18 protein-coding genes and 1 pseudogene are annotated in these 25,972 nt (G+C 70.9%); 15 read left to right on the forward strand and 4 right to left on the reverse strand.

What is annotated here, in order from left to right:
* Positions 1-492 precede the first annotated feature (492 nt).
* A complete protein-coding gene (locus H2Q94_RS04115; protein WP_243795517.1) occupies positions 493-789 on the forward strand; it encodes a WhiB family transcriptional regulator in 297 nt (98 codons plus the stop codon).
* Between the two features lie 220 nt (positions 790-1,009).
* Complete coding sequence (locus H2Q94_RS04120; protein WP_243792176.1) at positions 1,010-4,618, forward strand: glycosyltransferase; 3,609 nt, start codon at positions 1,010-1,012, stop codon at positions 4,616-4,618.
* Between the two features lie 500 nt (positions 4,619-5,118).
* Here the strand turns inward: H2Q94_RS04120 and H2Q94_RS04125 are convergent.
* Positions 5,119-5,591 (reverse strand): annotated as a pseudogene (locus tag H2Q94_RS04125) (metallopeptidase family protein).
* A 252-nt stretch (positions 5,592-5,843) separates the two neighbouring features.
* Here H2Q94_RS04125 and H2Q94_RS04130 point away from each other — a divergent pair.
* The 7 genes from H2Q94_RS04130 to H2Q94_RS04160 all read left to right on the forward strand — a co-directional run bounded on the left by H2Q94_RS04130 (position 5,844) and on the right by H2Q94_RS04160 (position 13,562).
* On the forward strand, positions 5,844-6,194 hold the full coding sequence (locus H2Q94_RS04130; RefSeq protein ID WP_243795518.1) for a DUF3499 domain-containing protein: 351 nt from the start codon (positions 5,844-5,846) through the stop codon (positions 6,192-6,194).
* Between the two features lie 118 nt (positions 6,195-6,312).
* The gene (locus H2Q94_RS04135; RefSeq protein ID WP_243792178.1) at positions 6,313-7,662 is read left to right on the forward strand and encodes a phosphomannomutase/phosphoglucomutase; all 1,350 of its coding nucleotides are present in this window, start codon (positions 6,313-6,315) and stop codon (positions 7,660-7,662) included.
* 44 nt (positions 7,663-7,706) lie between these two features.
* Entirely contained in the window at positions 7,707-7,925 is a 219-nt protein-coding gene (locus H2Q94_RS04140; RefSeq protein ID WP_243792180.1) for a Trm112 family protein, read from the forward strand.
* Between the two features lie 6 nt (positions 7,926-7,931).
* Positions 7,932-9,005, forward strand: coding sequence for a hypothetical protein (locus H2Q94_RS04145; protein WP_243792182.1), 1,074 nt, complete (start codon positions 7,932-7,934; stop codon positions 9,003-9,005).
* A gap of 201 nt (positions 9,006-9,206) precedes the next feature.
* Positions 9,207-10,445: a mannose-6-phosphate isomerase, class I gene (gene manA, locus H2Q94_RS04150; protein ID WP_243792184.1), complete on the forward strand. Its 1,239-nt coding sequence runs from the start codon at positions 9,207-9,209 to the stop codon at positions 10,443-10,445.
* 371 nt (positions 10,446-10,816) lie between these two features.
* Entirely contained in the window at positions 10,817-11,770 is a 954-nt protein-coding gene (locus H2Q94_RS04155; RefSeq protein ID WP_243792186.1) for a cation diffusion facilitator family transporter, read from the forward strand.
* A 277-nt stretch (positions 11,771-12,047) separates the two neighbouring features.
* Positions 12,048-13,562, forward strand: coding sequence for an amino acid permease (locus tag H2Q94_RS04160; RefSeq protein WP_243792189.1), 1,515 nt, complete (start codon positions 12,048-12,050; stop codon positions 13,560-13,562).
* A 464-nt stretch (positions 13,563-14,026) separates the two neighbouring features.
* Here H2Q94_RS04160 and H2Q94_RS04165 read toward each other — a convergent pair whose 3' ends face one another.
* From H2Q94_RS04165 to H2Q94_RS04175, 3 genes are all read right to left on the reverse strand, one after another.
* On the reverse strand, positions 14,027-16,714 hold the full coding sequence (locus H2Q94_RS04165; protein ID WP_243792191.1) for a hypothetical protein: 2,688 nt from the start codon (positions 16,712-16,714) through the stop codon (positions 14,027-14,029).
* Positions 16,715-17,077: 363 nt separating this feature from the next.
* Positions 17,078-17,914: a hypothetical protein gene (locus tag H2Q94_RS04170; RefSeq protein WP_243792193.1), complete on the reverse strand. Its 837-nt coding sequence runs from the start codon at positions 17,912-17,914 to the stop codon at positions 17,078-17,080.
* Positions 17,915-18,043: 129 nt separating this feature from the next.
* Complete coding sequence (locus tag H2Q94_RS04175; protein ID WP_243792196.1) at positions 18,044-18,721, reverse strand: Crp/Fnr family transcriptional regulator; 678 nt, start codon at positions 18,719-18,721, stop codon at positions 18,044-18,046.
* Positions 18,722-18,822: 101 nt separating this feature from the next.
* Here H2Q94_RS04175 and H2Q94_RS04180 point away from each other — a divergent pair, with 101 nt between their 5' ends.
* The 6 genes from H2Q94_RS04180 to hpf all read left to right on the forward strand — a co-directional run bounded on the left by H2Q94_RS04180 (position 18,823) and on the right by hpf (position 25,955).
* Positions 18,823-19,482 carry a dTMP kinase gene (locus tag H2Q94_RS04180; RefSeq protein ID WP_243792199.1) on the forward strand — a complete coding sequence of 220 codons (660 nt, stop codon included), beginning with the start codon at positions 18,823-18,825 and terminating at the stop codon, positions 19,480-19,482.
* Between the two features lie 153 nt (positions 19,483-19,635).
* Positions 19,636-20,313: an MtrAB system response regulator MtrA gene (gene mtrA, locus H2Q94_RS04185; protein ID WP_221315928.1), complete on the forward strand. Its 678-nt coding sequence runs from the start codon at positions 19,636-19,638 to the stop codon at positions 20,311-20,313.
* A 19-nt stretch (positions 20,314-20,332) separates the two neighbouring features.
* Positions 20,333-22,195: an MtrAB system histidine kinase MtrB gene (gene mtrB, locus H2Q94_RS04190; protein ID WP_243792201.1), complete on the forward strand. Its 1,863-nt coding sequence runs from the start codon at positions 20,333-20,335 to the stop codon at positions 22,193-22,195.
* Positions 22,192-23,910, forward strand: coding sequence for an LpqB family beta-propeller domain-containing protein (locus tag H2Q94_RS04195; protein WP_243792203.1), 1,719 nt, complete (start codon positions 22,192-22,194; stop codon positions 23,908-23,910). Before mtrB ends, H2Q94_RS04195 begins: the two co-directional genes overlap by 4 nt.
* A 79-nt stretch (positions 23,911-23,989) precedes the next feature.
* Complete coding sequence (locus H2Q94_RS04200) at positions 23,990-24,787, forward strand: ComF family protein (protein WP_243792206.1); 798 nt, start codon at positions 23,990-23,992, stop codon at positions 24,785-24,787.
* A gap of 463 nt (positions 24,788-25,250) precedes the next feature.
* Positions 25,251-25,955 carry a ribosome hibernation-promoting factor, HPF/YfiA family gene (hpf, locus tag H2Q94_RS04205; protein WP_243792208.1) on the forward strand — a complete coding sequence of 235 codons (705 nt, stop codon included), beginning with the start codon at positions 25,251-25,253 and terminating at the stop codon, positions 25,953-25,955.
* Positions 25,956-25,972: the final 17 nt, after the last annotated feature.

Consider the following 25,972-nt stretch of genomic DNA (forward strand, 5'->3'; position numbering starts at 1 on the left):
CCGAAGTTGCGTCATACGGCGGGCGCCCCGGGGTCCCTCAACGGGTTGGCTCCGCTTGACCGAGTGGAGTTGCACCGGTGTAATCACAGCAGTGTCATTCTCCGCTGAAATGATTGCTCAACGGCGGGTTCCGTCCGGCGGTCCGCCGCTAGGCGACCGGTCGGCGGCGGCGAATCGCGACGAATCGCCCGCTTCGGTTTTCCACCTCGTGGATTTCCCGTAGCGGATTCTCGAAGCGGTGGCCGGGGAAAGGGAGCCCTGGTGATGACCACGGTCGAACGGACGGTCTCGGTGAGAGGGCCGAAGTCCGATCCGGGCGGCGACGCGGGACGCTGCGCGCCCCGCGTCCGGAGTGCATCCCGAACGGTCCTGGGGAGGACCGCGGGGAACGGGAGCGATCGGGGAGGACCAATGTGGGAGACAGGTCAAGCCCACCTGATGGAACAGGGCCGCTTGATGGAACAGAGTCATCCGCTGCAGCAGGGGAACCTGATGCAATGGGGGGATCCGCAGGAATCCGAGACCACGGATGCCGATGTGCTCGCTCAGCTCTTCGAACTGGGTGAGCCGGAACAGGAGTGGCAGGAACGCGCATTGTGCGCGCAAACCGATCCGGAAGCGTTCTTCCCGGAGAAGGGCGGCTCCACTCGCGAGGCGAAACGCATCTGCGCGGGCTGCGAGGTGCGACCGGAATGCCTGGAGTACGCGCTGGAACACGACGAGCGCTTCGGCATCTGGGGCGGACTGTCCGAGCGGGAACGCCGCCGCCTCAAACGACAGGCGGTGTGAGGCCGGGCTCGGTCGTCCGCCGGTTCCCGGCGGGTCACCGAGTCCGGCCTCCCACCGGTCGGGTTCGCGCACGTGCCCGTGGCCGCCGTGCGGAGCCGATCTCGCCGGGATCACCGGCCCTGGCCCTTCCATGATGTGAATTCGTGAGACAGGCTCTGAGCTGCCGGGCCTCGGTCCACTACCGTCGTGCGGTGATCGCACCACGGCAGGGGAGGACACAGTGGTCGGGACCGCGCCGCGCTTGAACACCGCGCCGGTAGTGGCGGTGCTGGTGTGCCACGACGGCGACCGCAGGTTGCCGGAGGTTCTGGCCGCGCTGCGCGAACTCACCGTCCGGCCGCGGCATCTGCTCGCCGTGGACACCGGTTCCGCCGACGACACCGCGGAGCTGCTGGCGGCGGCGACGGATCTGGTCGACGGCGTGCTCGACCTCCCGCCGGACACCGGTTTCGGCGCGGCGGTCTCGGCGGCCGCGGAGCACGCGGTGTCGAGGTGGGGCGACCCGGGCCGGTGGTTATGGCTGCTGCACGACGATTCCGCGCCCGCCCCGGACTGCCTGCGTCAACTGCTCGGTGTCGCTGAGCTGGATTCGACGGCCGCGGTGCTGGGGCCGCTGGGTTTGGATTGGGACGATCCGCGGCTCGTCGTCGACGCCGGGTTGTCCACGGACGCTTCCGGGAACCGGCAGACCGGCATCGGCTCGGCCGAAGCCGACCCGGAACTCGACTGGGGGCTTTCCGGGCAGAGTTCGCCGCTCGAAGACGCTTCTTCTGCGGATCGCCTCGACGAGGTGCCGTCGGCGGGCGCCGAGTCCGGTTCGGCCGACGAGTCCGCGTCCGGGGCCGACGCGGCTGAGGAGACCGAGTCCGGCGCCGCTTCAGCAACGTCCGAAGTGGACGAATCGGCCGAGGTGGACGCGCCCGGTGTCGTGTCGTCTGATGCGGCGAACGACTCCGAGCTCGTGGAAGAGCCCACGGCGGACGAAGCCGGCTTCGAGGGCGAGAACTCGGCCGGGCGCGACGCCACCGACATGCTGGCCGTGTCCGAGGTGCTGGCGGTGTCCACCGCGGGCGCGCTGATCCGGCGGGACGTCTTCGAGCGCCTCGGCGGATTCGACGCGGCGTTGCCGCTGGGCTTCGACGACATCGACTTCGGCTGGCGGGCCAACTCCGACGGGCACCTGGTGCTGAGCGTGCCCAGCGCCCGGATGCGCCACGCCGGTGAACTGCGCGGCGGGGACCGCGTGCCGGACGCGGCGCGGCAGCGCACCTCGCGGGCCGCCGAACGAGTCGGCGGTGTGCGCACCTTCCTGGTCAACGCCCCGTTCCGGTCGTACGTGGCGGGCGTGCCGCGGTTGCTGGTGTTGTCGCTGCTGCGAATCGCGGGATACGCGCTGCTGTGGCGGCGGCGGGACGTGTCGGCCGAGTTCGCCGTGGTGTCCGCGCTGGTCACCGGGGGCATGCAGCTGCGTTCGGCGCGGGCGCGACGGCGCACGACCACCCCGGAGCCGTCCGAGGTGCGCGGGCTGCTGACCAGCCGGTTGACCCGGCTGCGCAATGGGATCAGGGCGGCGTTCGCGGGTCTGGTGCGGGAACGGGTGCGGCGTGAGGTCGTCCTCGGCCGCACGCCGGGCGTCCTCGGCCCGGGCCGGGTGACTTCCGTCGACGAGGCCGCCGCACCCCGCTCCGTCGGGCCGGCCGCGCTGCCCGCCGGAGCGCTCGCCAGGCCCGGCGGCCGCAGGCGCAGCGTCGGTGGACTCCGCCGTCCTTCGGGGCCGGTCGTGGTGCCCGTCGAAGCGGCCCCCGTCGAAGAGTCGAAGCCACGGCCGTCGCCGGTGCCCCGCGATGCCCGGCAAGCGCCCGAACCGGACCGGAAGCTGCTGCTGGTGCAAGTGGATCGGCGGCGCGTGCTGCGGGAACTGCTGCTCACGCCGCCGGTGGTGCTGACCGTCGCGCTGATCGTGTTCGCACTGGTCACGCACGGCCTGGTCGCCGAGCACGCCCGGTTCGGCGGGGAGCTGCAGGGCGGCAGGCTGCTGTCGGCGGTCGACTTGAGCTCGACCTGGCGGGACTACGTCGCCTCGTGGCATCCCGTGAACGGCGGCACCGGTTCACCTGCTTCGGCTTCGTTGCTGGTGCTCGCGCTGCTGGGAACCGTGCTCGCGCCGCTGGGCGGGCCGCCCGCGGTGGTGGGCGTGCTGTTTTTGTTCGGGGTGCCGCTGGCCGGGCTCACCGCCTACGCCGCGACCCGTTCACTGCCGATGCGGGGCGCCCACCGGGCGGTCGCCGCCGCGGCGTACGCGCTGCTGCCGGTGGCGACGGCTTCGGCCGGGCAGGGGCGGCTGGACGTGGTGGTGGCGCACATCATGGTGCCGCCGCTGCTGGCGGGCATCGCCTCGGTGATCGGGTTGTCCCGGCTGGCGATGCTGTCCCAATCGCGGCACTGGCTGGGCACGGCGTGCGCGACCGCGCTCGGATTGGCCGTGCTCGGCGCGTTCACCCCGTTGGTGCAGGCGTTGCTGGTGCTGCTGGCGCTGCTGGGTTTTGTGGCGGTGCCGGGGGAGGCTCGGCGCGCGCCGCGCCGGATGGCGGGACTGGCCGCGCTGGTGCTGCTTCCCGTCGTCTGCCTGCTGCCGTGGCCGGTGGTGTTGCTGCGGCACCCTGAGCTGGTGCTGCACGGGCTCGGCGCCCGGATCACCGAGACGTCCGCGGGCGGCTGGGTCGCGGCGCTGAGCACCGACGGTGCGCCCGCCACCTGGGCGGGCGCGTTGCTGGTGCTCGCGGCACTGCTGATGGCGGCGCTCGCGCCGAGCCGGGCGATGGTTCCGGGTGCGGTCACGGCCATCGCCGGGTGGTCCGTGGCGGTGGCGGTGGATCTCGTCGCGGCGGATCCGCTCGGTGGCGGACCGGCCACCACGGGGGCGACCGGGGCGCCGCTGATCGTGGCCGCCGCGGGTCTGCTGTGGATGGCGCTGTCGGCGGGACCCGTCCCGGAACAGGTGCCCCGCCGCGTGCTGGCGGGCGCGTTGACCGGAGCGCTGCTGGTCACCGGGGTGAGCGCGGTTCTCGCCGGGCGCGGCCCGTTGCGCGTCGAGCCGTCGGGCGGGACCCCGGCGCTGGCCGAGGAGCTCGACGGGCCGGGCGGGCTGCTGCTGATCGAGCAGGGGGCGCAGCCGCCCCGGGTGGTGGAGGGCCGCAAGCCGCACTTCGGCGATGACGACTTGGTGCCGGTGCCCGGCGCGGTGCGGTGGCTGCGGGAAACGGAGATGGAGCTGCTCTCCGGCGATCCGCACCGGGTGCGCACCGCGCTGGCCGCCGCGGCGGCGCGCGGCGTCGGCCACGTGGCGGTGCCGGACGCGGCGACGGCGAACCGGGTTCGGGACGCGGCCGCCGACCTGGTCGCCGATCACGGGACGCTCGGCGATGGCTCGCCGGTGCTCCGGGTGCTGCTGCCCGCCGGGCCGGTTCAGCTGCTCGGCCCCGACCTGGCGCGGCAGGCCAGGCTGGAGGGGGCTCCGTCGCCGCAGGCTCGACCCCTGCGGGTGCCCGCGACGCTGCCCGAGGTCGCGGTGCGCTTGTCGGACGGCGGGGTCGGCCGTGTGCTGCTGCTGGCCGCCGAGCACGAACCCGGCTGGCACGCGGTGATCGACGGCAAGGAGGCACCGCTGGCCGAGGCGTGGGGCCACCAGGTCGCGGTACCGATGCCGGACGCGGCCAGCGAGGTCCGAGTCGGCTACGGCGACTCCTCCCGCACCGCGCTACTGGTGCTCCAGGCCGCTGCGATCCTGTTCACCGCAATCGGAGCCCTCCCTTCTCGCCGCCGCCACTGACCCGCCGAACACCAGCGACGAACGAACGCCCCACACCAGAACCACGCAAAGCAGACTCCGACCTCCCCACCGCCCCACACCCAAAACCCGCCCTCAAGACGGCGCCCCCCACAAAGGCCAGGCAAGGCCCCACCTGTCTCGCAGCCGAAGTCCGCGCTTTACGGCGAAGCCGTGCAGTTGGCGGCGAAGCCCGCGAAGGGCGGGCGAAGCCCCGCTTGCCTGGCGGCCGAAGGCCGTGCCGTGCGGCGAAGCCGTGCAGTTGGCGGCGGAGTCCGCGAAGGGCGGGCGAAGCCCCGCTTGCCTGGCGGCCGAAGGCCGTGCCTGTATGTGCGAAGCACATAGCCCACGCAAGCAAGATGACCACCGGCGGGTTCTCAGGTGTCTTCTCGCGAGGACAGCTTTTTCCCTCGTGGCGGAGCCACTTGGGAAAAAGATCCCGCAGCGAGAAGACACCTGAGGTTCCGCTACCCGACCCCCAAAGCAGAAGGAGCCGCCACCACCTACTGCCCCTCGATAACGTCAGGGTCTAGGCCGAGGTAGGTGGCTACCTGTTCGATGAGGACGTCGTGGAGCAGGTCGGCCATGTCCTGGCCGTCGCGGGCGCGGGCTTCCAGGGGGCGCCGGTAGAGGACGATGCGGGCGCGCGTCGGCAGGCCGCGACGGTCCACCCCGGCGGGCACCAGCCGCGCCAGCGGAACGTTCGCGTCCACCACCACGTCGTCGTCCCACACGACCTTCTCCGGGGCGGTGGCCTGTACCTCCGGTACCTCGTCGACGGCCACGTCGAGCTCGGTCAGTTCGGCGTGCCAGCGCTGCTCGATCGGTTCGAGCGCTTCGAGCACGATCGCGTCGAACCGTTGCGAACGGCTGCGAGCCACCGGGACCGACGACGGGTACAGGGGCCGCGAAGGCCGCGCCCTCGACGATCCCGCCGGGCGAGCGTCCGGCGGCGATATCCACGTGCGGTCACCACGGGCTGAGGGTACGCCCTCTCGCTCCCCACGGGGATGCCCGTTCGGGTCGCCTGTCGCCACCGGATCGAGCACTCGGCGTCACCGGTACGCCCGGTGCGTCTTCAGCGCAGCGCGAACAAACCCGTCCGGCGGTGCGAATCCCCCGGTGAGCGGGGTGCGACGGCCGTGCCCGGGGAGGGCGGAAGATGACGTTTCCGCGTGCCTCCGGCACGGGCTGGACGGAGGGCGCTATCGTGCCAGTCGTGCGGAGCGTGAGGCGGTGCTCGCGGACCGGGTGTACCAACCCGGCCGTTGCGACGCTTACGTATGCCTATGCGGACTCCACCGCGGTGGTCGGACCGCTGGCGACTTACGCGGAACCGCACAGCTACGACCTGTGCGAGGAACACGCGCTGCGGCTCACGGTGCCGAAGGGCTGGGAGGTCGTCCGCTACGAGGGCGAGTTCGCGTTGCCCGACCGTTCGGTGGACGATTTGACGGCGCTCGCCGAAGCGGTGCGGGAGGCCGGTCGCTCGGATCTGCCGGTGGATTCGCCGGATTTCTCCGTCGGCGGTGGCAGGCGCGGGCATCTGCGCGCGCTGCCCGACCCTCGGGACGAGTGAGCCGGCGCGCAGAACGTGACGTGCCGCTCGTGGCCGTCGGGAGCTCTCCGCAAGATCACCGATCGCCGGTAGGCTCGGACCGCATCGAGGTTGGCCGGACTACGTAGGGATGTGCAGCGTGCGGGACCTGTCGGAGATCGTCAAGGCGTACGACATCCGCGGGGTGGTGGACGAGCAGCTCGACACCGACGTGGTTCGGGAGATCGGCGCCGCGTTCACCAGGCTCGTCGGCGGTCCTGCCGTGGTCGTCGGGCACGACATGCGCGATTCCTCGCCCGGCCTCGCCGCCGCGTTCGCCGAGGGCGTCACCGGCCAGGGCGTCGACGTGATCTCCATCGGGCTGGCCAGCACCGACCTGCTCTACTTCGCCTCCGGCACGCTGGAGTTGCCGGGCGCCATGTTCACCGCCAGCCACAACCCGGCCCGCTACAACGGCATCAAGTTGTGCCGGGCGGGCGCGGCGCCGGTCGGCCAGGACAGCGGCCTGTCCGAGATCCAGGAGCTCGTCTCGCACGGCGTGCCGGAGTTCCTGGGCGCGAAGGGCACCGTCTCCGAGCGCGACATGGCCGCCGACTACGCGAGTTTCCTGCGCAGCCTGGTCGACCTGCGGGAGGTCCGGCCGCTGAAGGTCGTCGTGGACGCGGGCAACGGCATGGCCGGGCACACCGTGCCCACGGTGTTCGAGGGGCTGCCGGTCGAGCTGGTGCCGATGTACTTCGAACTGGACGGCACGTTCCCCAACCACGAGGCGAACCCGCTGGACCCGGCGAACCTGGTCGACCTGCAGGCGAAGGTCCGCGAAGTGGGCGCCGACGCGGGGCTGGCCTTCGACGGCGACGCGGACCGCTGTTTCGTGGTGGACGAGAACGCCGATCCGGTGGCGCCGAGCGCGATCACCGCGCTGGTCGCGGTCCGCGAGCTCGCGAAGGAGCCGGGCGGCACCGTCATCCACAATCTGATCACCTCGCACGCCGTTCCCGAGATCGTCGCCGAGCGCGGTGGCAAGCCGGTGCGCACTCGCGTCGGGCACTCGTTCATCAAGCAGACGATGGCCGAGACCGGGGCGATCTTCGGTGGCGAGCATTCGGCGCACTACTACTTCCGGGACTTCTGGAAGGCCGACTCCGGCATGCTGGCCGCGCTGCACGTGCTGGCCGCGCTGGGTGGTCAGGCCGGTCCGCTGTCCGGGCTGATGGCCGAGTACTCCCGCTACGCCGCCTCCGGCGAGATCAACTCGACGGTCGACGACCAGGCTGGGCGGATGCGCGCGGTGGCCGAAACCTACCGGGAACGTCCGGAGGCTCGAATCGACGAGCTCGACGGGCTTACCGTGGAGCTGTCGGACGGTTCCTGGTTCAACCTGCGGCCCTCGAACACCGAGCCGCTGCTGCGGTTGAACGTGGAGGCGCCGGACGCCGCCGCGGTCGCCGCGTTGCGCGACGAGGTGCTCGCAGTGGTGCGGGCGTGACGCCGCCCGCTGGGCGTGGACCGGGTGTGGACTCAGGAGGGAACGTGGCCGTGGCTCTGGAACCGACATTGCTGGAGATCCTCGCCTGTCCGGCGCCGGACCACGGCGCGTTGCGCGCCGAGGCGACCGGGGCCGCGCAGGAGGACTACTTGACGTGCACTTCGTGCGGCCGCGGCTACCCGGTCCGGGACGGGATTCCGGTGCTGCTGCTGGAGGAGGCCGTCGGCGGCCCCGACGATCCTGGCGCGACCGGGGAGAGGTGACCTCCGGTGCTCGACGACAGCCTTTTCGACGACCCTGACCGGATCACCGAGGCCGACTCGCGCGGGCTGTTGCGCTCGGCCGCGCTCGCGGGCGCGCAGGTGCGCGCGGCCGTGGAGAACGTGGGGGAGGTCGGCTTCGACGACCTCGCCGACGGCAGGCCGCGTTCCCTCGTGCTGGTTTCGCGGCCCGGGCTCGGGCCGTCGGTGTGCGGGGTGCTCGCCGCGCTGGCCGGGCCGTCGTGCCCGGTTCCGGTGATCGTGGCGGAGTCCGTCCCGGTGTGGGTCGGTGCGCTCGATGTGGTGTTCGCGCACACGCCCGACCCGGGGGATCCGGTGCTCGCGGACGGGGTGGCGACCGCCACGCGGCGGGGTGCCTCGGTGGTGCTGGCCGTTCCCGAGGACGGACCGGTCGCCGCGTCCGGGGCGGGCCGCGCGAAGATCGTGGCCCCGCGCATCCCGGTGCCCGACGAATTGACCTTCGCGCACGTGTTCACCGTGGGGCTCAGCGTGCTCATCGCGCTGGGGCTCATCCGCTGCGACACCGAGCAGCTCGCCGAGGAACTGGACCGGGAGGCGGAACGTGCGCATCCGGGCCAGGAACCGCTGATGAACCCGGCGAAGGCGCTGGCGCTGCGGCTGGCCGACCACGAACCGCTGCTGTGGGGCGTCGACCAGCTGGCCACGTCCGTCGCGGGGCACGGCGCGTATGCGCTCGGCGTGCACGCGGGACTGGCCTGCGACGTCACGAACCATGCGCAGGCGGTCACGAGGCACGCCCTGTACCGCTCGGTGCGCGAATCCGGCTCGGACCTGTTCGCCGATCCCGATGTGGACGAGGGCGTGACGCCGCGGGTCTTCCTGATCGGCACCCGGCACGACGCCCGCGCGGAGAACGAGGAACGCGCCGTGACCGGGGCGTTGCCGAGCGCGGATCTGATCGTTCCCGGTGAGTCGGCCCGCGAGGACGCGGTGCTGCGGGCGGCGGTGCTCGCATTGCGGTTCGATCTCACCGCGGTCTACCTGGGGCTCGCGGCGGGCACGCTCGGGGGTCCGGGCAGGCAGGCCATGGCGGTGCACTGATCGGACGGGGTGAAAACCTTGGGCAATTACCAGGGGTGCCCCTGATGCACTGGTAGCGGAGAGGCGATGTCCTGGTCCAAGGCCGGACGCCGAAGGTGCTGGTTCAAGATTGACGCCGAGTCGAGGCGTCGTGGCGTGTGCGAGAAGCCGGACACGCCGCAGCGGTATGCCTGACCAGCGGTGAAGAGAGCGAGAACGACTGTGGAGTTACTGCGGAACGCGGTGCGCCCCTACGCGTGGGGCTCGCGTACCGCTATCGCGGATCTGCTCGGCCGGCCGGTTCCCACTCCGCACCCCGAGGCCGAACTGTGGATGGGCGCGCATCCCGGGGACCCGTCGAAGCTGGTGCGCCCGGACGGTTCCGAGGAGTCGCTGCTGCACCTGCTCGATGCCGACCCGGCGCACCACCTCGGCCCGGTGTGCACCGAACGCTGGGGCAGCCGGTTGCCGTTCCTGCTCAAGGTGCTCGCCGCGAACGAGCCGTTGAGCCTGCAGGCGCACCCTTCGGCCGAGCAGGCCGCGGAAGGGTTCGCGCGGGAGGAACGCGTGGGCATCCCGCGCAACGCCCCGAACCGCAACTACCCGGACCCCACGGCGAAACCGGAGCTGGTGTGCGCGCTCACCGAGTTCCACGCGCTGGCCGGTTTCCGCGAGGCGCACCGCACGGTGCGGCTGCTGGGCGAACTGGACGTGCCGAGCCTTCGGCCGCACACCGGGCTGCTCGCGGCCCAGCCGGACGCGGACGGGCTGCGGGCGCTGTTCACCACCTGGATCACGCTGCCGCAGCACTACCTGCGCGAGCTGCTGCCGGAACTCCTGGACGCCTGCGTGCGGCACGTGCGCGAGCACGGCGAGTTCGCGCTGGAGTGCCGCACGGTCCTGGAGCTGGGGGAGGCTTACCCGAACGACGCGGGCGTGCTGGCGAGCTTGTTGCTGAACCGGCTGGTCCTGCATCCGGGCGAGGCGATCTACCTGCCCGCGGGCAACCTGCACGCCTACTTGCAGGGCACCGCGGTGGAGATCTTGGCGAACTCGGACAACATCCTGCGTTGCGGGCTCACCCCGAAGCACGTCGACGTGCCGGAGTTGCTGCGGGTCCTGGACTTCACGTGCGCCGACATGCGGGTGCACAAGGGGGAGTCGCTGGACGGGAACCTGACCGTCTACCAGACGCCCGCGGAGGAGTTCCGCCTTTCCCGGGTGGACTGGTCGCCGGCGAACTCGACGCCGGTGCGGTTGGACTCGCACGGCCCGCAGATCCTGCTGTGCACCAAGGGCGGCGTGCGCCTGTCCACGGAGGGCGTTGCGGGGGAGCGGGTGGAGCTGGACCTGGTGAAGGGGCAGTCGGTGTGGCTGGCGGCCTCCGATCCGGCGGTCCTGGCGCACCCGATGTGCCAGGACGGCACAGCCCAGCTGTTCCGCGCGGCAGCGGGGGCTTGAGAGCCGTTCCGGGGGCCTGCATGGCGGGTCGGGTGGCGGAACCTCAGTGGCTTCCTCACTGCGGGATCTTTTTCCCGAGTGGCTCCGCCACGAGGGGAAAAGCCGGCCTCGCGAGGAAGCCGCTGAGAACCCGCCGGTGGTCTTTTCACTCTTGTCAGCGGCTTCGCCGCTGACAAGACGCTGATCAAAAGATCACTTGCACGGACTCCTCAGCCTGCGGCTTCACCGCGAGGCTGCCGTACCGGCCGACTCGTGTCGCATGGATCGTGCCGGCGGTCAGAGGCGAGTTGTCCCGTACCGGCCCTGGTCGGTCGATCATGTCGGTACATTTCCCGAGGACTTTTCCGAACCTCGAACGCGGGAGCGACATCGTGTCAGCAGGCGGCGGTACCAAGGCGATCCTGGCGGCTCTGGCCGCGAACGCGGGCATCGCGGTGGCCAAGTTCGGCGGGTTCCTGTTCACCGGGTCGTCGTCGATGCTCGCCGAGTCCGTGCACTCGGTCGCGGACACGTCCAACCAGGGCCTGCTGCTGCTCGGCCAGAAGACTTCGGTGCGCAAACCCACCGAGGAGCACCCGTTCGGCTACGGGCGGGACCGCTACTTCTACTCGTTCGTCGTGGCACTGCTGCTGTTCAGCCTCGGTTCGGTGTTCGCCCTGTACGAGGGCATCCACAAGATCCAGCACCCGGAGGAACTGACCTCGCCGATCGTGGCCGTGGTGATTCTTTTGGTGGCCATCGGGCTGGAGTCCTACAGCTTCGCCACCGCCATCAAGGAGTCCCGCGCGATCAAGGGCGGGCTCGGCTGGTGGCAGTTCATCCGCCAGGCCAAGACGCCGGAACTGCCGGTGGTGCTGCTGGAGGACGCGGGAGCGCTGCTGGGGCTGGTGTTCGCGCTCGGCGGTGTCGGACTGTCCGTGCTCACCGGGAACCCCGTTTTCGACGGCATCGGCACCGCGTGCATCGGTGTGCTGCTGGGCGCCATCGCGATCGTGCTCATCATCGAGACGAAGAGCCTGCTCATCGGCGAGGGCGCGACCCGCTCGGTGCTGGACGACATCGTGGGCGAGCTGCGCGGCGGCAAGGTGCAGAAGGTCATCCACATCCGCACCCAGTACCTCGGTCCGGACGAACTGCTGGTCGCCGCGAAGATCGGGCTGACCCCGTCGATCTCCGCCGCGGAGGTGGCAACGGAGATCGACGACGCGGAGGCGCGGGTCCGGGCGAAGGTCCCCGCCGCGCGCCTGATCTACCTCGAACCCGATCTGGACCGTGGCGCGAACTCGGCCGCCGAGAACGCGTCCATGGTCTCGGAACAGGACTGAATCTTCTCGATTTATCCACTTGCGCAGGCTTTCCCGATGATCTGGGGAAAACCGGGAAATTGTCTTGATAGGAGGCCGTCTACCTGCGGCGACGTCTGCTATGAGCACGGAACGTGATCGGCTCGCTGCATTTGGCGGATCACGATGTCCGCCGGGTGGACGGGGCGGTCACAGAGCATTAACGAATTGCTCCGGCCACACTGTTTTCCGGCGAACCCGGTGCAACACTCCCCGCTAGGGTGCGTTCCACCATTCGGGTTGGAAGAGGAGGGCGACAGTGCCAGGGACCGGGCTGTGGCGAACTAAGTCGGTCGAGCAATCGATCAAGGATACCGATGAGCCGGACACGAAGCTCCGGAAGAACCTCGGCGCCTGGGACCTCATGGTCTTCGGCGTCTCGGTCGTCATCGGCGCAGGGATCTTCACGCTCGCCGCCTCCACGGCCGGCGACACGACGGGGCCGTCGGTGTCGTTGTCCTTCATCATCGCGGCCATCGCCTGCGGCCTCGCCGCGGTCTGCTACGCGGAGTTCGCCTCGACCGTTCCGGTCGCGGGCAGCGCGTACACGTATTCGTACGCGACGTTCGGCGAGTTCATCGCCTGGATCATCGGCTGGGACCTGATCCTGGAGTTCGCGGTCGCGGCCGCAGCGGTGAGCAAGGGGTGGTCGAGCTACCTGCAGCAGGTCCTCGCACTCGTCGGGCTCAACGGTGTGCCGACGAAGTTCGAACTCGGGCCGCTGCAGTTCGACTGGGGCGCGTTGCTGCTGATCGCCGCGCTGACCACGGTCCTCGCGGTCGGCACCAAGCTTTCGGCACGGGTCAGCCTCGTCATCAGCGCCATCAAGGTGTTCGTGGTGCTGCTCGTCGTCGTGGTGGGCCTGTCCTACGTCAACGCCGACAACTACACGCCGTTCATCCCGCCGGCCGAGTCCGGTGCGGAGGACGCCTCCAAGCTGGACCAGTCGCTGCTGTCGCTGCTGCTGGGCGGTGAGACCAGCAGCTTCGGCGTGTTCGGACTGCTGGCGGGCGCTTCGCTGGTGTTCTTCGCGTTCATCGGATTCGACGTGGTCGCCACCACCGCCGAGGAGACGCGCAACCCGCAGCGCGACGCGCCGCGCGGCATCTTCGGCTCGCTGGCGATCGTCACCGTGCTGTACGTGGCCGTCGCCATCGTGGTGACCGGCATGGTCAACTACACCCAGCTGGGCACCACGCCGGACGGCGAGAAGGCGACGCTGGCAACGGCGTTCCAGCTCAACGGCATCACCTGGGCGGCCGGAGTCATCACGGTCGGCGCGCTGGCCGGGCTCACGACGGTCGTCATGGTCATGTTCCTCGGCCAGGTGCGCATCCTGTTCGCGATGTCCCGGGACGGCCTGCTGCCGCGCGGGTTGGCCAAGACGCACAGCGAGAACGGCACCCCGGTGCGCGCGACGCTGATCGTCGGCCTGGTCGTGGCGCTGGCCGCGGCGTTCTTCCCGGCGGACAAGCTGGAAGAAATGGTCAACGTGGGCACGCTGTTCGCGTTCATCCTGGTGTCCGCCGGTGTGATCATCCTGCGTCGTTCACGACCGGACCTGCCGCGCGGGTTCCGGGCGCCGCTGGTGCCGCTGATCCCGATCCTGGCGATCATCGCCTGCGTGTGGCTGATGCTGAACCTGACCGCGCTGACCTGGGTCCGGTTCATCGTGTGGATGATCGCGGGCGTGGTGGTGTACTTCCTGTACGGCCGCGGCCATTCCCGCCTCGGACAGCAGCAGCGGGACGTCTCCTCGGGCGGCTCCGTCTGACCGGACCGCCACCGGCAAACCCAACGGACCCGCTCCCCGGCCTCGGGGAGCGGGTCCGTTCGCTTCGCCGTCCGACCGGGGCCGCCTTTGATCTCGGCGGGCACTCCGCGGTCACGGTGTGGGCAACTTCGGTGATTTCGCGAGCGAGTGAACCGCCCGAACGGGGCGGCCCCCTCGCTCCGCAGCCCAGGACCCTTTGCCGCGAAGCCAGGACAGCTGTCCACAGGAGTGTCCGACGCGCCGGGGGCGTTCACTTTCTCGCGAGCCTCGGGGGTGGCGGGGTGCTGCGGCCGTCGGCGGTGCCTGGTGGGTCGTGGCCATGGCTGATCGGCTTCGCCCCGTGCAGGCGCGGATCGGGAACCGGTCCGCAGGTCGTCGCGAAGCGACGCGGAGCCGGGGCGGGGCACCTCGGGAGTGCACGAGCTCGGAGTCGGCGAACCGCGCAGAGCGGGCGGCCGAGCGGCTCAGCGTTCCGCGGCGCGCAGGGCGTTGCCTCGTTCCCACGGAGCTGCGCGGCCGCGCGGGTCGGTGATCTCCGGCAGCGCCGAACGTGACGGCGGGTCCTGCTCGGCGGCGTTCTCGGCGGCGGACTCCGCCGCCTCGTCGGACTCGGCGACCTCGTCCGGATCCCAGCCCAGCAGGTCCGTGACCGTCGCGTCCTCAGACGTCGAATCGTCCCGTGACGAATCGTCCGGCGACAACGCGCCCCCGGCCGGGTCGGTGCCGCCGCGCTCGGCGTCGCCCGCGCGGCGCGACTCGCTCAGCACCCCGAGCGGATCGGACGCCTGCGCCACGGCCGTCGCGGCCGGGGTGCGCAGCGGCAACGTGGCGCCCCGGACCGGGATCTCCAGCCCCGCCGCCATCGCGACCGCCCGGTCCCACTCCGGGTCCCCGCTGTAGTCGGAATGCCCGAGCACGCCCGGAACCCAGCGGCGGAACGAGAACGGCCCGCGCTGCGGATCCGGCAGCCAGTGATCGCCACCGAGCACCAGCGCGCCCGTCGGCCCCCGCGTCGCGGGCGGCAACGGGCCGTGCGAACCGTCCGGGCGCAGCCCGACACCGATCAGCATCCCGTCGAAGACCTGCCGGTTCCACGTGGTCACCGCGCCGCCGAGCGCATCGGTGCCCCGGCACAGCGACCGCCAGCGCCCGTTGAGCGACCCGGCCAGATCGCGCAACGACTTGTGCGGCACCACCCCCGGGAACGCCCGCGGATAAGCCCACTGCAACTGGGAGCCCGCGGTGACCAGCCCGACCCGTTCCCGATCGGCCTCCGGCAGCGACTCCAGCAGCCGTGCCGTGGCGACCGCGGCGAGCAGACTGCCCTGGCTGTGCCCGACCAGCACGACCCGGGTGTCGGGCTCCGCCAAGTGCTCCGCGGCACGCGCGGCCAGCTCCGGAACCACCTTCAGCGCGTAGCACGGCGGCACCACCGGGTGCGCCTCGCGCGGCCAGAACAACGTGAGGTCGCACAGGATCCCCAGGTACCGGCCCGCGGTGCGTTCCTTCGCCGCGAGCTGCACCATCCGCAGCAGACCTGCCGCGAGCAGGCCCAACGTGAGCACGCCCAGCGTGCGCAGCCAGTCCGCCCACTCGGTGCGCGGGAAGTCCCACGCCCGCAGGCCCAGTGCCAGCAGCGTGCTGGCGGTGAGCACGGCCGCGACCAGCAGCAGCAGGTGGTGCGAGTAGCGGCGCTGCACGTCCGCCGTCCGCCAGGACCCGGCCGCGTTGCGCTGATCCTGCTGCCTGCCCGCGTGCAGCAGCGCGACTTGGGCGGGCACGTCCTCGGTGCCGCTCGGCAACCAGCGCCGGATCAGCATCCAGCAGCCCAGACCGGCTCCACCCACGGCCAGCAGCACGGCGGCGCTGCCCCAGAACAACGCCACGTCGTCATAGGCCGCAGGCAACATCAGGTCCGGGACGCCCAGCGCCTCGCGCAGGCTCAGTCCGAGGCCCGCGCCGAACCCGGCGCCCAGCATGCACGCCAGCATCAGCACCGGCGCCGCCATCCAGCCACCCGCCCACGGGCGCAGATCGCGAGGCACCGAGGACCAGCCGGGCCGAGCCAGCAGCGCCGCGGGCACCAGCAGCACCGCCACGGCCACGCAGGTGAGCAGCAAGCCGACGGTGATGGCGTCCACGGTCGAACCGGAACCCGGCAGCGGCGCGTTCAGCGGTCCCGGCACGATCGCCACCGCGAACACCAGCACCGCCGCGACGGTGACCACGACTCGACGGGCGGTCCGGCTCAGCAGGCCGCGCACCACCGCGGCGACCGGGCCGGAAGCCATGCCGCTCGGATCGTCGAGCAGCAACGTGCCGCCGATCGAGATCAGCAGCAGCAGTTCTGCCAGCAGCCAGCGCGGATCCGCGCTCGGCGTCAGCGGTCCGCCCAGCGCCAGCACCGAGATCACCGACAGCGCCCCGACGACGTGCAGCGAGCGCAACGCCGGAGTGTCCGGGTCGGCGACGACGTTGGCGCCCGGCAGCACCGCGGCCCGCGCCGAATGCCGCGAGTTGTCGCCGCGCGTCCCGAGCGACTTCCACGCCCCGGAGACCTTCCAGGACACGCTGGAGAGCCGGTGCATCAACAGCACGATCAGCCCGAGCAGCAGCATCGCGGGCACCGCGCGCACCGCGGCCGTGGCCCGCAGCGACTCCGGCACGTAGGTCAGGCATTGCGCTCCGGGCCGCAGGCATTGCGCCGCGAGCAGATCCAGCAGCACCACCGCGAGTTGCGCGACGAACAGCATGGTCAGCAGCAGCGCGCTCACTCGCAGCAGTGCGCGCAACGCCTGCGACAGCGCGGCACCGACGGCGCTTCCCGGCTTGTGCGGCGGCAGCATCCAGTGCGCGACGTTGCTCAACGCGAACGGGAACATCAGCGCCCAGGTGGCCTTCGCCCAGCCGCCGGAGGTCATGCCGCCCCAGACGTAGCCTTCGACGATCCGGGGCACCGTCCGATCGCCCGCGGTGAGCATCGGGCCGGGCACCGGGCGGCGCAGCCGATCCGCGGGCCGCACGATGCGGCCCACGCCATCACCGGCGACGTCGACCGAGGCCACCGAGTCGGTGAGCGCGTCCCCCGTGGTCCCTAGGATGCCGTGCACCCGCAGCTCGACCACGCGGGTGTCGGGCCCCGGTATCTGCACTTGTGCCTCCTGGCCATCGGCTCGGTGATGATCACTTGTCCGTGATTGTCCACCGCAGATGGACTCGTGGCGAGCCCTCCGACACCCGATTGTGACGGCCCTCGCCCCCGGCTGTCCCCGGTTCGCCAGGACTGGTGCGGAGATCCAGGTCAGCGCCGTGCGCCGGGCGTTGCGCGCGTCCCCCGCCGGCGAAATTCCGAGTGCTCGCAGGCGTGTCGCGGCGAGAACGGGACACGGCGGCCCCTGTTCGCCCACCCCCAGAGGGCGAACACGGACCACCGGGCCGAGGAACCGACCCCTCCGCGATTCCTCGGACCCGGCCCCGCGCCCCCGGCGCGCAGGACGGTCACCGTCCCCGCACGATCAGCTCTGCCCGTTGAAGCCGTTGATGTCCCGGGCCTGTCCGATCTGGAGGACCGAACCGCCGCTGGAGCCGGAGAAGCTGTTGTGCACGTTGTTGTAGTTCACCGTCACGGCGGGCTGCTGGGCTTGTTCCGCCGCGCGCTGCTGGTCCTCCTGGAGCTGCTTGGCGTCCACCGGTTCGGCTTCTTCGACGCCGTCGAGCAGCTGTGGATTCACCGAGGCCGTCGGCGTGTAGAGGTAGCCGACGTCCTCGAAGTTCTTGACCTTCACGGCTTTGGCGGCGAACCGGGAGGCGCGCTGCTTCACGTAGTCGCCTTGGATGACGTCGGTGAACACCCGCTGCGACAAGATCGCCGCCAGCCAGGTGACGTCCGGATCGGACTGGTCGAGGACCTTGCGGACCGGAGCGGAGTCGAGCAGGCGATGCGTTTCGTTCATCGCGGTCGACAGCCCGCTGTCGGGGATGGGGCCGAGGTGGATGCTGGCCCGCAGCCGCAGCCGCAGGTTCCGGTCGATGGCGCGCACCTTCTCGTCGTGCTCTTCCAGCACGTCGTTGAGCTCGGTCAGGAACGGGTCGACGAGGAACGGCGCGTCGGTGGCGTCGACGCCGAAGTAGTAGCCGTCGCCGGTGGACGTGCCGAACACGCTGGTGTCCCACAGCCGGGACAGACCGCACTGTTCGAGCGCCCGCTGCAGCAGCTTCGGGATGTCCTGGCTGAGTTGTTCCTGGTGCGCGCTCGGGCTGTTGCTGAAGTCCTTGGTGTCCACCGCGAACACCGCGCGGTACGGCGGCAGCTGCTTGGTTCGGCGTGCGTTGAGGCTGGCGTCGGGGACCATGACATGTCCTTCCTGCGTGGGCCGAGCGACTGCGCCTTTCCTTGCGCCGCCCGGCTCGTCGAGGTCCAGCATCGAGTGGATCTGCCGGAAGGGGCGTCCGATTTCGGACACCCCCGGATATGAAGTGGATCACCTGGTGTCGGTCGGGCCGATCTCGGCCAGCAACGCGCTGATGGCGAGCACCTGCACGCCGTGCTGCTCGGTGCGCAACAACCCCGTGGCGCGGAAATCGGCGAGGCTCGCCGCCACCGAACTCCGGGACAACCCGAGCAGGTCGGCCAGCTCGCGCTGGGACAGCGGCACGAACGAATGCACCTCGTCGGACACGGCGAGCCGGCACAGCAACCACGCCACCTTCGACTTCACCGACAACCCGGCCAACTCGGCGACCATGCTGCTGTTCGACCGCAGCTTCGCGCTCACATAGCGGGTGAGCTGCCGGTCGAGCCTGCGGCGACGGATGAACGCGGCGAACTCGGCGCCTCGCAACAACCGCACCGAGCACTTCGAAAGGGCGTACGCGCTGGCCGATCGGGGTTGCTGATCGAGGTCCGCCTGCTCTCCGATCACGTCGCCCGCCCAACGCACCGCCAGCAACGCCCGTCCCTGGTCGAGGCGGGCGCCGACGATCTGGCAGGCACCGGACAGCAGCACCAGCACGTGATCGCCGTCGTCGCCCTCGTTGAGCAGCACATCGCCCGGCTCGTAGCGGACCGGAGCGCCGCTGCGCAGCAGGTCGTGCCACTCGTCTTCCGAAAGGTGATCGCGGAAGGTGCGGTAACCGCCTGCCGGGATGGGGAGCGCCACGGGTGATGAGTTTCGCCGCATCGCGCTCGGATGTGAACCGTTTTCGGGCCAGGTCAACCCTATCGGCGGCCTGCGCGCCGTCGCTGCGTATCGTCCTCGACGTGGGGCGGCTGATCGTGATCGAGGGACTGGACGGCGCGGGCAAGCGCACGCTCACCGAAGGGCTCACCGAGCGGCTCCGGGAAGGCGGGCGCACCGTCGCGCACGCCGCGTTCCCGCGCTACACCGCGGACGTGCACGCCGAACTGATCGCCGAGGCGCTGCACGGCGGCCACGGCGACCTCGGTGAATCCGTGTACGGCATGGCCGTGCTGTACGCGCTGGACCGGCGGGCCGCCGCCGAGGCGCTGCGCGCCGACCTCGCCGCGCACGACGTGGTGCTGCTGGACCGCTACGTCGCCTCCAACGCCGCCTACGGCGCCGCCCGGCTGCACCAGGACGCCGACGGGGAGTTCGTGCGCTGGACGCGGGAACTGGAGATCGAGCGGTTCGCCCTGCCTCGGCCCGACCTGCACCTGCTGCTGCGGGTCCCGGCGGAGGTGGCGGCTTCCCGCGCCGAGCACCGGGAACGCACCGAGACCCGGCGCCGCGACAGCTTCGAATCCGACTCCTCGCTGCAGGAACGCTGCGGCGCGGTGTACGCGGAACTCGCCGAGGCCGGCTGGTGGGCGCCGTGGCGCGTGATCGACGGCGCCGAACGCCCCGACTACGCCGAACTCGCCGCCGAGATCACGGCCATGACTCCGGGCTTCGCGCGGTAGTTGCGGGCGGTGCGCACCCCGTGGCCGCCGCACACCTTGAGTACCCCGTTCGGCGGTACAAGTCGATCCGCGTTCAGTGCAGGCATGACGACCTGCGGTGACGATCGGCGGGTGCTGTACGACCCGGGAGTGAGAAGTGCAACCATGTGGGGCATGAAGGCGCGCGTGCTCGTGGTGGACGACGATCCGGCCCTGGCCGAAATGCTGACCATCGTCCTGCGGGGCGAGGGGTTCGAAACCGCTGTGGTCAGCGACGGAACCAAGGCGATGCCCGCACTGCGCGAACTGAAACCCGACGTGGTGCTGCTCGACCTCATGCTGCCCGGCATGAACGGCATCGACGTGTGCAAGGCGATCCGCACCGAGTCCGTGGTGCCGATCGTGATGCTCACCGCCAAGAGCGACACCGTCGACGTGGTGCTCGGGCTGGAATCCGGCGCCGACGACTACGTCGTGAAGCCCTTCAAACCGAAGGAACTCGTCGCCCGCCTGCGCGCCCGGCTGCGCCGCACCGACGCCGAACCCGCCGAGGTGCTCGCCATCGGCGACCTCAGCATCGACGTCCCCGGGCACGAGGTCACCCGCGAGGGCGTGCCGATCGCGCTCACCCCGCTGGAGTTCGACCTGCTCGTCGCACTGGCCCGCAAGCCGCGCCAGGTGTTCACCCGCGAGGTCCTGCTGGAGCAGGTCTGGGGCTACCGGCACGCCGCCGACACCCGGCTGGTCAACGTCCACGTGCAGCGGCTGCGGTCCAAAGTGGAGCGCGACCCGGAACGCCCCGAGGTCGTGCTGACGGTCCGCGGCGTCGGATACAAGGCAGGCCCGCCGTGATCCGTCGGTACGGGTCGCATTGAGCGGGTGGGCGAGCCGGGGCACAGCGCTGCGCCGGTGGGGGACGCGCGCCCGCGATGAACTCAGAGAACGCTGGCAGCGCTTCGAACGCGTGTGGCGGCGCTCCATGCAGCTGCGCGTGGTGGTCAGCACGCTCGCGCTGTCGTCGGTGGTCATCTGCGTGCTCGGCATGGTGCTGCAGACGCAGATCACCTACCAGCTGATGTCCGCGAAGGAACGGGCCGCGAAGGGCCAGGTGCAGTCGAGCCTGCCGGTGCTGGAACGGGAACTGACCGCCGTCGACCCGAACTCCGACGACGTCTCCCAGCAACTCGAACAGGCCCTCAACCGCCTCACCACGCCCGATTCGAACGGCTCCACCCAGCGACCCGCCGCAGGCGCCTTCGAGCCCGTGCTGGTGGACGGCGCGGGAACCGGATCCGGGCCGCAGCCCTTCGCGGGTCCGCTGCGCGACGTGCCGCACGAACTGCGCAGGTTCGTGGAACAAGGCCAGCTCGCACAGCAGATCACCACGGTGCCCCGCGGACGCGAACCCGTGACGATGCTCGTCGTCGGCACTCCGGTGGACAGCTCCACCCGTGCTCTGCAGGCGTACCTGCTGTTCCCGCTGACATCGGAAAAGGGCACGCTCAACGTCGTGCAGAGCACCCTGCTGGTCGGCGGACTGGTGCTGGTGGTCCTGCTCGGTGCCATCACCAACCTCGTCACCCGCCAGGTGGTGCGCCCGGTGCGCCAGGCCGCGCAGAACGCCGCGCGCCTCGCCGACGGAGACCTGGACCAGCGGATGCGGGTGATCGGCGAGGACGACGTGGCCCGGCTGGCGGAGTCGTTCAACGAGATGGCCGACAGCCTCAAGCAGCAGATCAAGCAGCTCGAGGAGTTCGGCCAGCTGCAACGCCGATTCACCTCCGACGTCTCGCACGAACTGCGGACCCCGCTGACCACGGTCCGGATGGCTGCCGACGTGCTGCACGCCTCCCGCGAGCAGTTCCCGCCCGGTCTGGCCCGCTCCACCGAACTGCTCGTCGACGAACTGGACCGGTTCGAGGCGCTGCTGGCCGACCTGCTGGAGATCTCCCGGCTCGACGCGGGCGTCGCCGAGCTCGCCTCGGAACCGCTGGATCTGCCCGCGATCGTGCAGCGCGCCGTGGATTCGGTGCGCGGCATCGCCGAAACCAGCAACGTCCCGCTGCGCGTCGAGGTCGCCGGTGACGACCTCGACCTCGTCGGTGACGTTCGCCGCGTCGAACGCATCGTGCGCAACCTGATCGCCAACGCCATCGACCACGCCGAAGGCGGGCCGGTGGAGGTCCGATTCGGCGCCGACGAGCGCGCCGTGGCCGTCAGCGTCCGCGATTACGGCGTCGGGCTCCGCCCCGGCGAGGCGGAACTGGTGTTCACCCGGTTCTGGCGTGCCGACCCGTCCCGCAACCGCCGCACCGGCGGCACCGGGCTCGGCCTGTCGATCAGCTCCGAGGACGCGCGGCTGCACGGCGGGCTGCTCGACGCGTGGGGCGAACCCGGCTCCGGATCGTGCTTCCGGCTGACGTTGCCGCGCACACCTGGACAGGACTTCACCGACAGCCCGCTGGCATTGCCCGTCGGCAGGCGCATCGCCGCCCCCGGCGCGCTGTTGGCCCGCACCGTCGACGCCCAAGCCGACGGCGAGCAGGAGCGGGAGGGCGCGGTCCGGGACACCGGCCCCGCCCGGCTGTCCGAACCGTCCTCGCACGACGGCGCCGGACTCGACCAGGGGCCGGACCACCAGCCGAGCGAGGACCAGGCGAGGGTCGATCAAACGAAGGCCGACCACGCGCGGGCCGGTCGCACCGCCGAACGAGGCCGGGAGGACTTGCGATGACACGTCGACCGCTGGCTGTGCTGGCGCTGGCCCTGCTCCCGCTGACCGCCTGCGCCTCGATCCCGGAACGCTCCGATCCGAAAGCGGTGGAACCGTCGGTGGAGGGCAACAACGCCCCCGCCGACTCGACACCGGAACCGCCGCGCGGGCTGAACTCCTTCGACCTCGTGCGCAGTTTCGCCGACAGCGGGTCGACTCCGGAGAGCGGTTTCGCCGCGGCCAGGGAGTACCTGACCGCCGACGCCGGACGGCGCTGGGAACCGGACAACTCGGTGCTCATCGTCGACAACATCGACACCATCCCGGTGCAGCCCCAGCCGAACCAGCCGGAGAACGTGCAGCTCGTGAGCCTGCAGGCGGACCGCGTCGGGCGACTGCGCCCGGACGCCTCGTTCGTCCCCGACACCGGTCAGTACGAGGTGCAGGTCAGCGTGGAGCGGAATCGGGACGGGCAGTGGCGGATCGCCCTGCCGCCCAAGGACATGCTGATCAGCAGGACCGCGTTCAAGAACGGTTTCATGGCCGTGCCGATCTACTTCGCCGATCACGACGGCGGGGGCGTCGTGCCCGACCTGCGCTGGGTCGTCTCGCCGAACCAGCGAACGCTGCCCCGGCGCGTGATCGAACTGCTCATCGCAGGTCCCTCCGAGGGCTTCAAGGACGCGATGGGCAGCAAGCTGCCGCCGGGCGCCAACCCGAAGACCAACGTCAGCGAGGCCGATGACGGCGCGCTGGTGGTCAACCTCAGCGAACTCGGCGACATCGATCTCGAATCGCGGCAGATGATCGCCGCGCAGGTCGTGCTGTCGCTGCAGAGCGTCAGCAAGGCCCGAGTCCGGCTCCAGGAAGAGGGCGTTCCGCTGCTTCCCGGCAAGCGGGACCTGCAGCCGTCCGACGTCGAGTCCTACGAGAGCGACAACGCGGTGAACCCCGACCTGCCCGGTCTCGCCGTGATCGGGGAACGGCTGCACGTGCTGGACGAGAACGTCGGCCCGATCCCGGGACCCGCAGGCTCCGGTGCGCTGGAAGTGCTGCAGGCCGCCCAGTCCACCGACGGTTCACGGCTCGCCGCGGTCACCCGCAATCCCACCGGGATGGTGGGGTTGCAGGTCGGCCCGTACGGGAAGGGCATGTCCGAGCTGCCGCCGACCGGCAGCTTCATGAGCAGGCCCACCTGGCGCGGCGACTCCGAGGTGTGGACGGTCGTCAACGGGCGCGACGTCTTCCGCGCGGTCGACGAGGGCGGCTCATGGGGGGTCCGGCCCGTCGACGTGGGCGAGTTCTCCGGCGGTGGGCAGCTCACCCAGCTGCGCCTCTCGCATGACGGGACGCGGGCGGCGGGTGTGGTCGACGGACGGATCGTCGTCGCCGCCGTCGTGGACGAGGACGGGCGCGTCGCGTTGCGGCACCCGGTGACATTGGGCGCGGACCGGGGTTTCCGGGTGACGGGAGTCGACTGGCTCACCGACAAGTCCCTGGTGGCGGTCACCGACGGCTCTTCGCCGGTCATGGAGGTCACCGTGGACGGCTTCGAGTGGACCGAGTACGCCTCGGCGAACCTGACGCAGCCGATCAACGCGGTGACCGTCGGACCGCGCAAACGGGTCGTGGTGGCCGACCAGCGGTGGCTGTGGGAGGCGACCGCCTCGAACGCGGTGTGGAGCGTGCTGCCGGGGGAGATCGAGGGGAATTCGATCCCGTTCTTCCCGGGCTGATCCCGCCTCCCGGCTGATCCCGTTTCGCCGGCCGACACGCCGCGGTGAGTCGGGCCGCGAATTCGCGCACCATCACGCCATGAGCCGGGAAAGGTCATCGGGCGAGGTCGAGGCGGGCGGTGCGCGGCCCTGGCACCGGACCGGTGGCGCGGTCGCCGCCGCGGTGTCCGGGCTGATCGACCTGATGCTGCCGCTGCGCTGCGCGGGCTGCGCACATCCCGGCGTCGGCTGGTGCGTGGGCTGCGCCCGGGAACTCGGCGGGCTGCGCAAGGTCACGCGTGAACTCCCGATGCCGCCGGGTGACGCCGCCGTGCCGCCCGTGTTCGCCCTGGGGCGTTATCGCGGCGCGGCGCGACGTGCAGTCGTCTCCTACAAGGTCGCCGGGCGCCGCGACCTCGCCGAGCCGTTCGGCTTCGCGATCGCCGACGGCCTGGAGGGGATCATCGGCTGGGAACCGCTCGCGGCCGCGCCGTTCGAGGGCGGCACCGATCTCGACGTGCCCGGGACGTGGCACTTGGTGCCCGCGCCTTCGCGAGCGATCAACTCGCGGCGGCGGGGAGGCGCGCACATGACCCGGGTCGCGGACCGGGCGGCGGCCGCGCTCGCGGAGCACGGCCGTGCGGTTGCGGTCGCCGACTGCCTCGTGGCCGGTTCCGGTACGCGGGACTCGGTGGGTCTCGCCCCGCCGGAGCGGCTGCGCAACCTGGCCGGTCGGTTGTCGGTGCTGCCACGGCGATCGCCGCCGGCGGGCGCACCCGTGCTGCTGATCGACGACGTGCTCACCACGGGCGCCACGGTCCTGAGCTCGGCGCACGTCCTCGCCCGGCATGGCATTCCGGTCACCGCGGTGCTGGTACTGACCGCGACCGCCGGTTAACACGATCGTGTGTTGTCCGGCGGTCCGACATTCGAGGAACTCGGCGCCGCCCTTCGTTCGTTCAGGGGGTGTGAGCAGTCGACGGCACTCGTCCCCGGACGTCCCGACCTGTGGAGAACATCAGGTCGGGCGGTGGCGCCCAGTGACCACAACTCGATCATCGACCCGCCGAACGAGTGAGACGAGTGGTGTGGGACACGCCGTGAAAACGCCCGCTGCGAGCCTCGCGAGTCGCCCGCTCAGCCTTGTACATCACGCTCAGTGGCGGCTTGACGTCGCCCATCTCGGGGGCTGTTTCCCGTTGGCGAAGTTAGCTAACGTGCCTGCATTCAGTCGTACCCGGGCTTTGGGAAGGAGTGAGGAACCCATGTCCCTGGCGCCGGAAGCGAACTGAGATCAACGCGGTTCCGGCGCCGCCGTGCGGACACGCCCACGGGATGTACGCAAGGAACGGAGGTCGTGAATGGACATCGTCGTCAAGGGTCGCAACGTTGAGGTTCCCGAGCACTACCGGGAGCACATCGCCGACAAGCTGACCCGGCTGGAGCGCTACGACAGAAAGACCATTCGGGCGGACGTGGAACTCTTCCACGAACGCAATCCGCGACAGGCGAAGAGCTGCCAACGCGTCGAGATCACCCTGAAGAGCCGCGGCCCCGCTGTGCGAGCGGAAGCCGCCGCGGGGGACTTCTACGCCGCGCTCGACTCGGCGACGAGCAAATTGGAGAACCGGCTCCGCCGCATGCACGACCGCAGAAAAGTGCACTACGGGCGGCACAAGTCCACCTCCGTCGCGGAGGCGACTTCGGCGAACACCACGCAGACCGTCGCAGCCGGTGGCTCGGCCACCGCAGTCGGGCTCCTCGAAGCTCCCGCCGAGGAAACGGCCGACGCCGACATGTCCGTCGACGCCGATGACACCGCCACCGACACGGGCCGAGACGTTCCCCGGCCACGCGGCAGCGCGGACGAGGGCGGTTATGAACCCGGGCGGATCGTCCGCGAGAAGGAGCACGCCGCCACACCCATGACCGTCGACCAAGCCCTCTACGAGATGGAACTGGTCGGCCACGATTTCTACCTGTTCTCCGACGCCACCACCGGGTGCGCGAGCGTCGTGTACCGACGCCGAGGGTTCGACTACGGGGTGATCCGCCTGGCCGCCTGACCCGGACGATCAACCGG

The sequence above is a fragment of the Saccharopolyspora gloriosae genome, from assembly GCF_022828475.1.
GTDB classification, from domain to species: Bacteria; Actinomycetota; Actinomycetes; order Mycobacteriales; family Pseudonocardiaceae; genus Saccharopolyspora_C; species Saccharopolyspora_C gloriosae_A.

What these genes read in the sequence shown, in the direction of transcription:
- H2Q94_RS04115 (WP_243795517.1), top strand. Translation starts at nt 493, where the DNA reads ATGCAATGGGGGGATCCGCAGGAATCCGAGACCACGGATGCCGATGTG.
- H2Q94_RS04170 (WP_243792193.1), bottom strand. Translation starts at nt 17,914, where the DNA reads ATGGTCCCCGACGCCAGCCTCAACGCACGCCGAACCAAGCAGCTGCCG.
- mtrA (WP_221315928.1), top strand. Translation starts at nt 19,636, where the DNA reads ATGAAGGCGCGCGTGCTCGTGGTGGACGACGATCCGGCCCTGGCCGAA.
- H2Q94_RS04195 (WP_243792203.1), top strand. Translation starts at nt 22,192, where the DNA reads ATGACACGTCGACCGCTGGCTGTGCTGGCGCTGGCCCTGCTCCCGCTG.
- H2Q94_RS04200 (WP_243792206.1), top strand. Translation starts at nt 23,990, where the DNA reads ATGAGCCGGGAAAGGTCATCGGGCGAGGTCGAGGCGGGCGGTGCGCGG.
- hpf (WP_243792208.1), top strand. Translation starts at nt 25,251, where the DNA reads ATGGACATCGTCGTCAAGGGTCGCAACGTTGAGGTTCCCGAGCACTAC.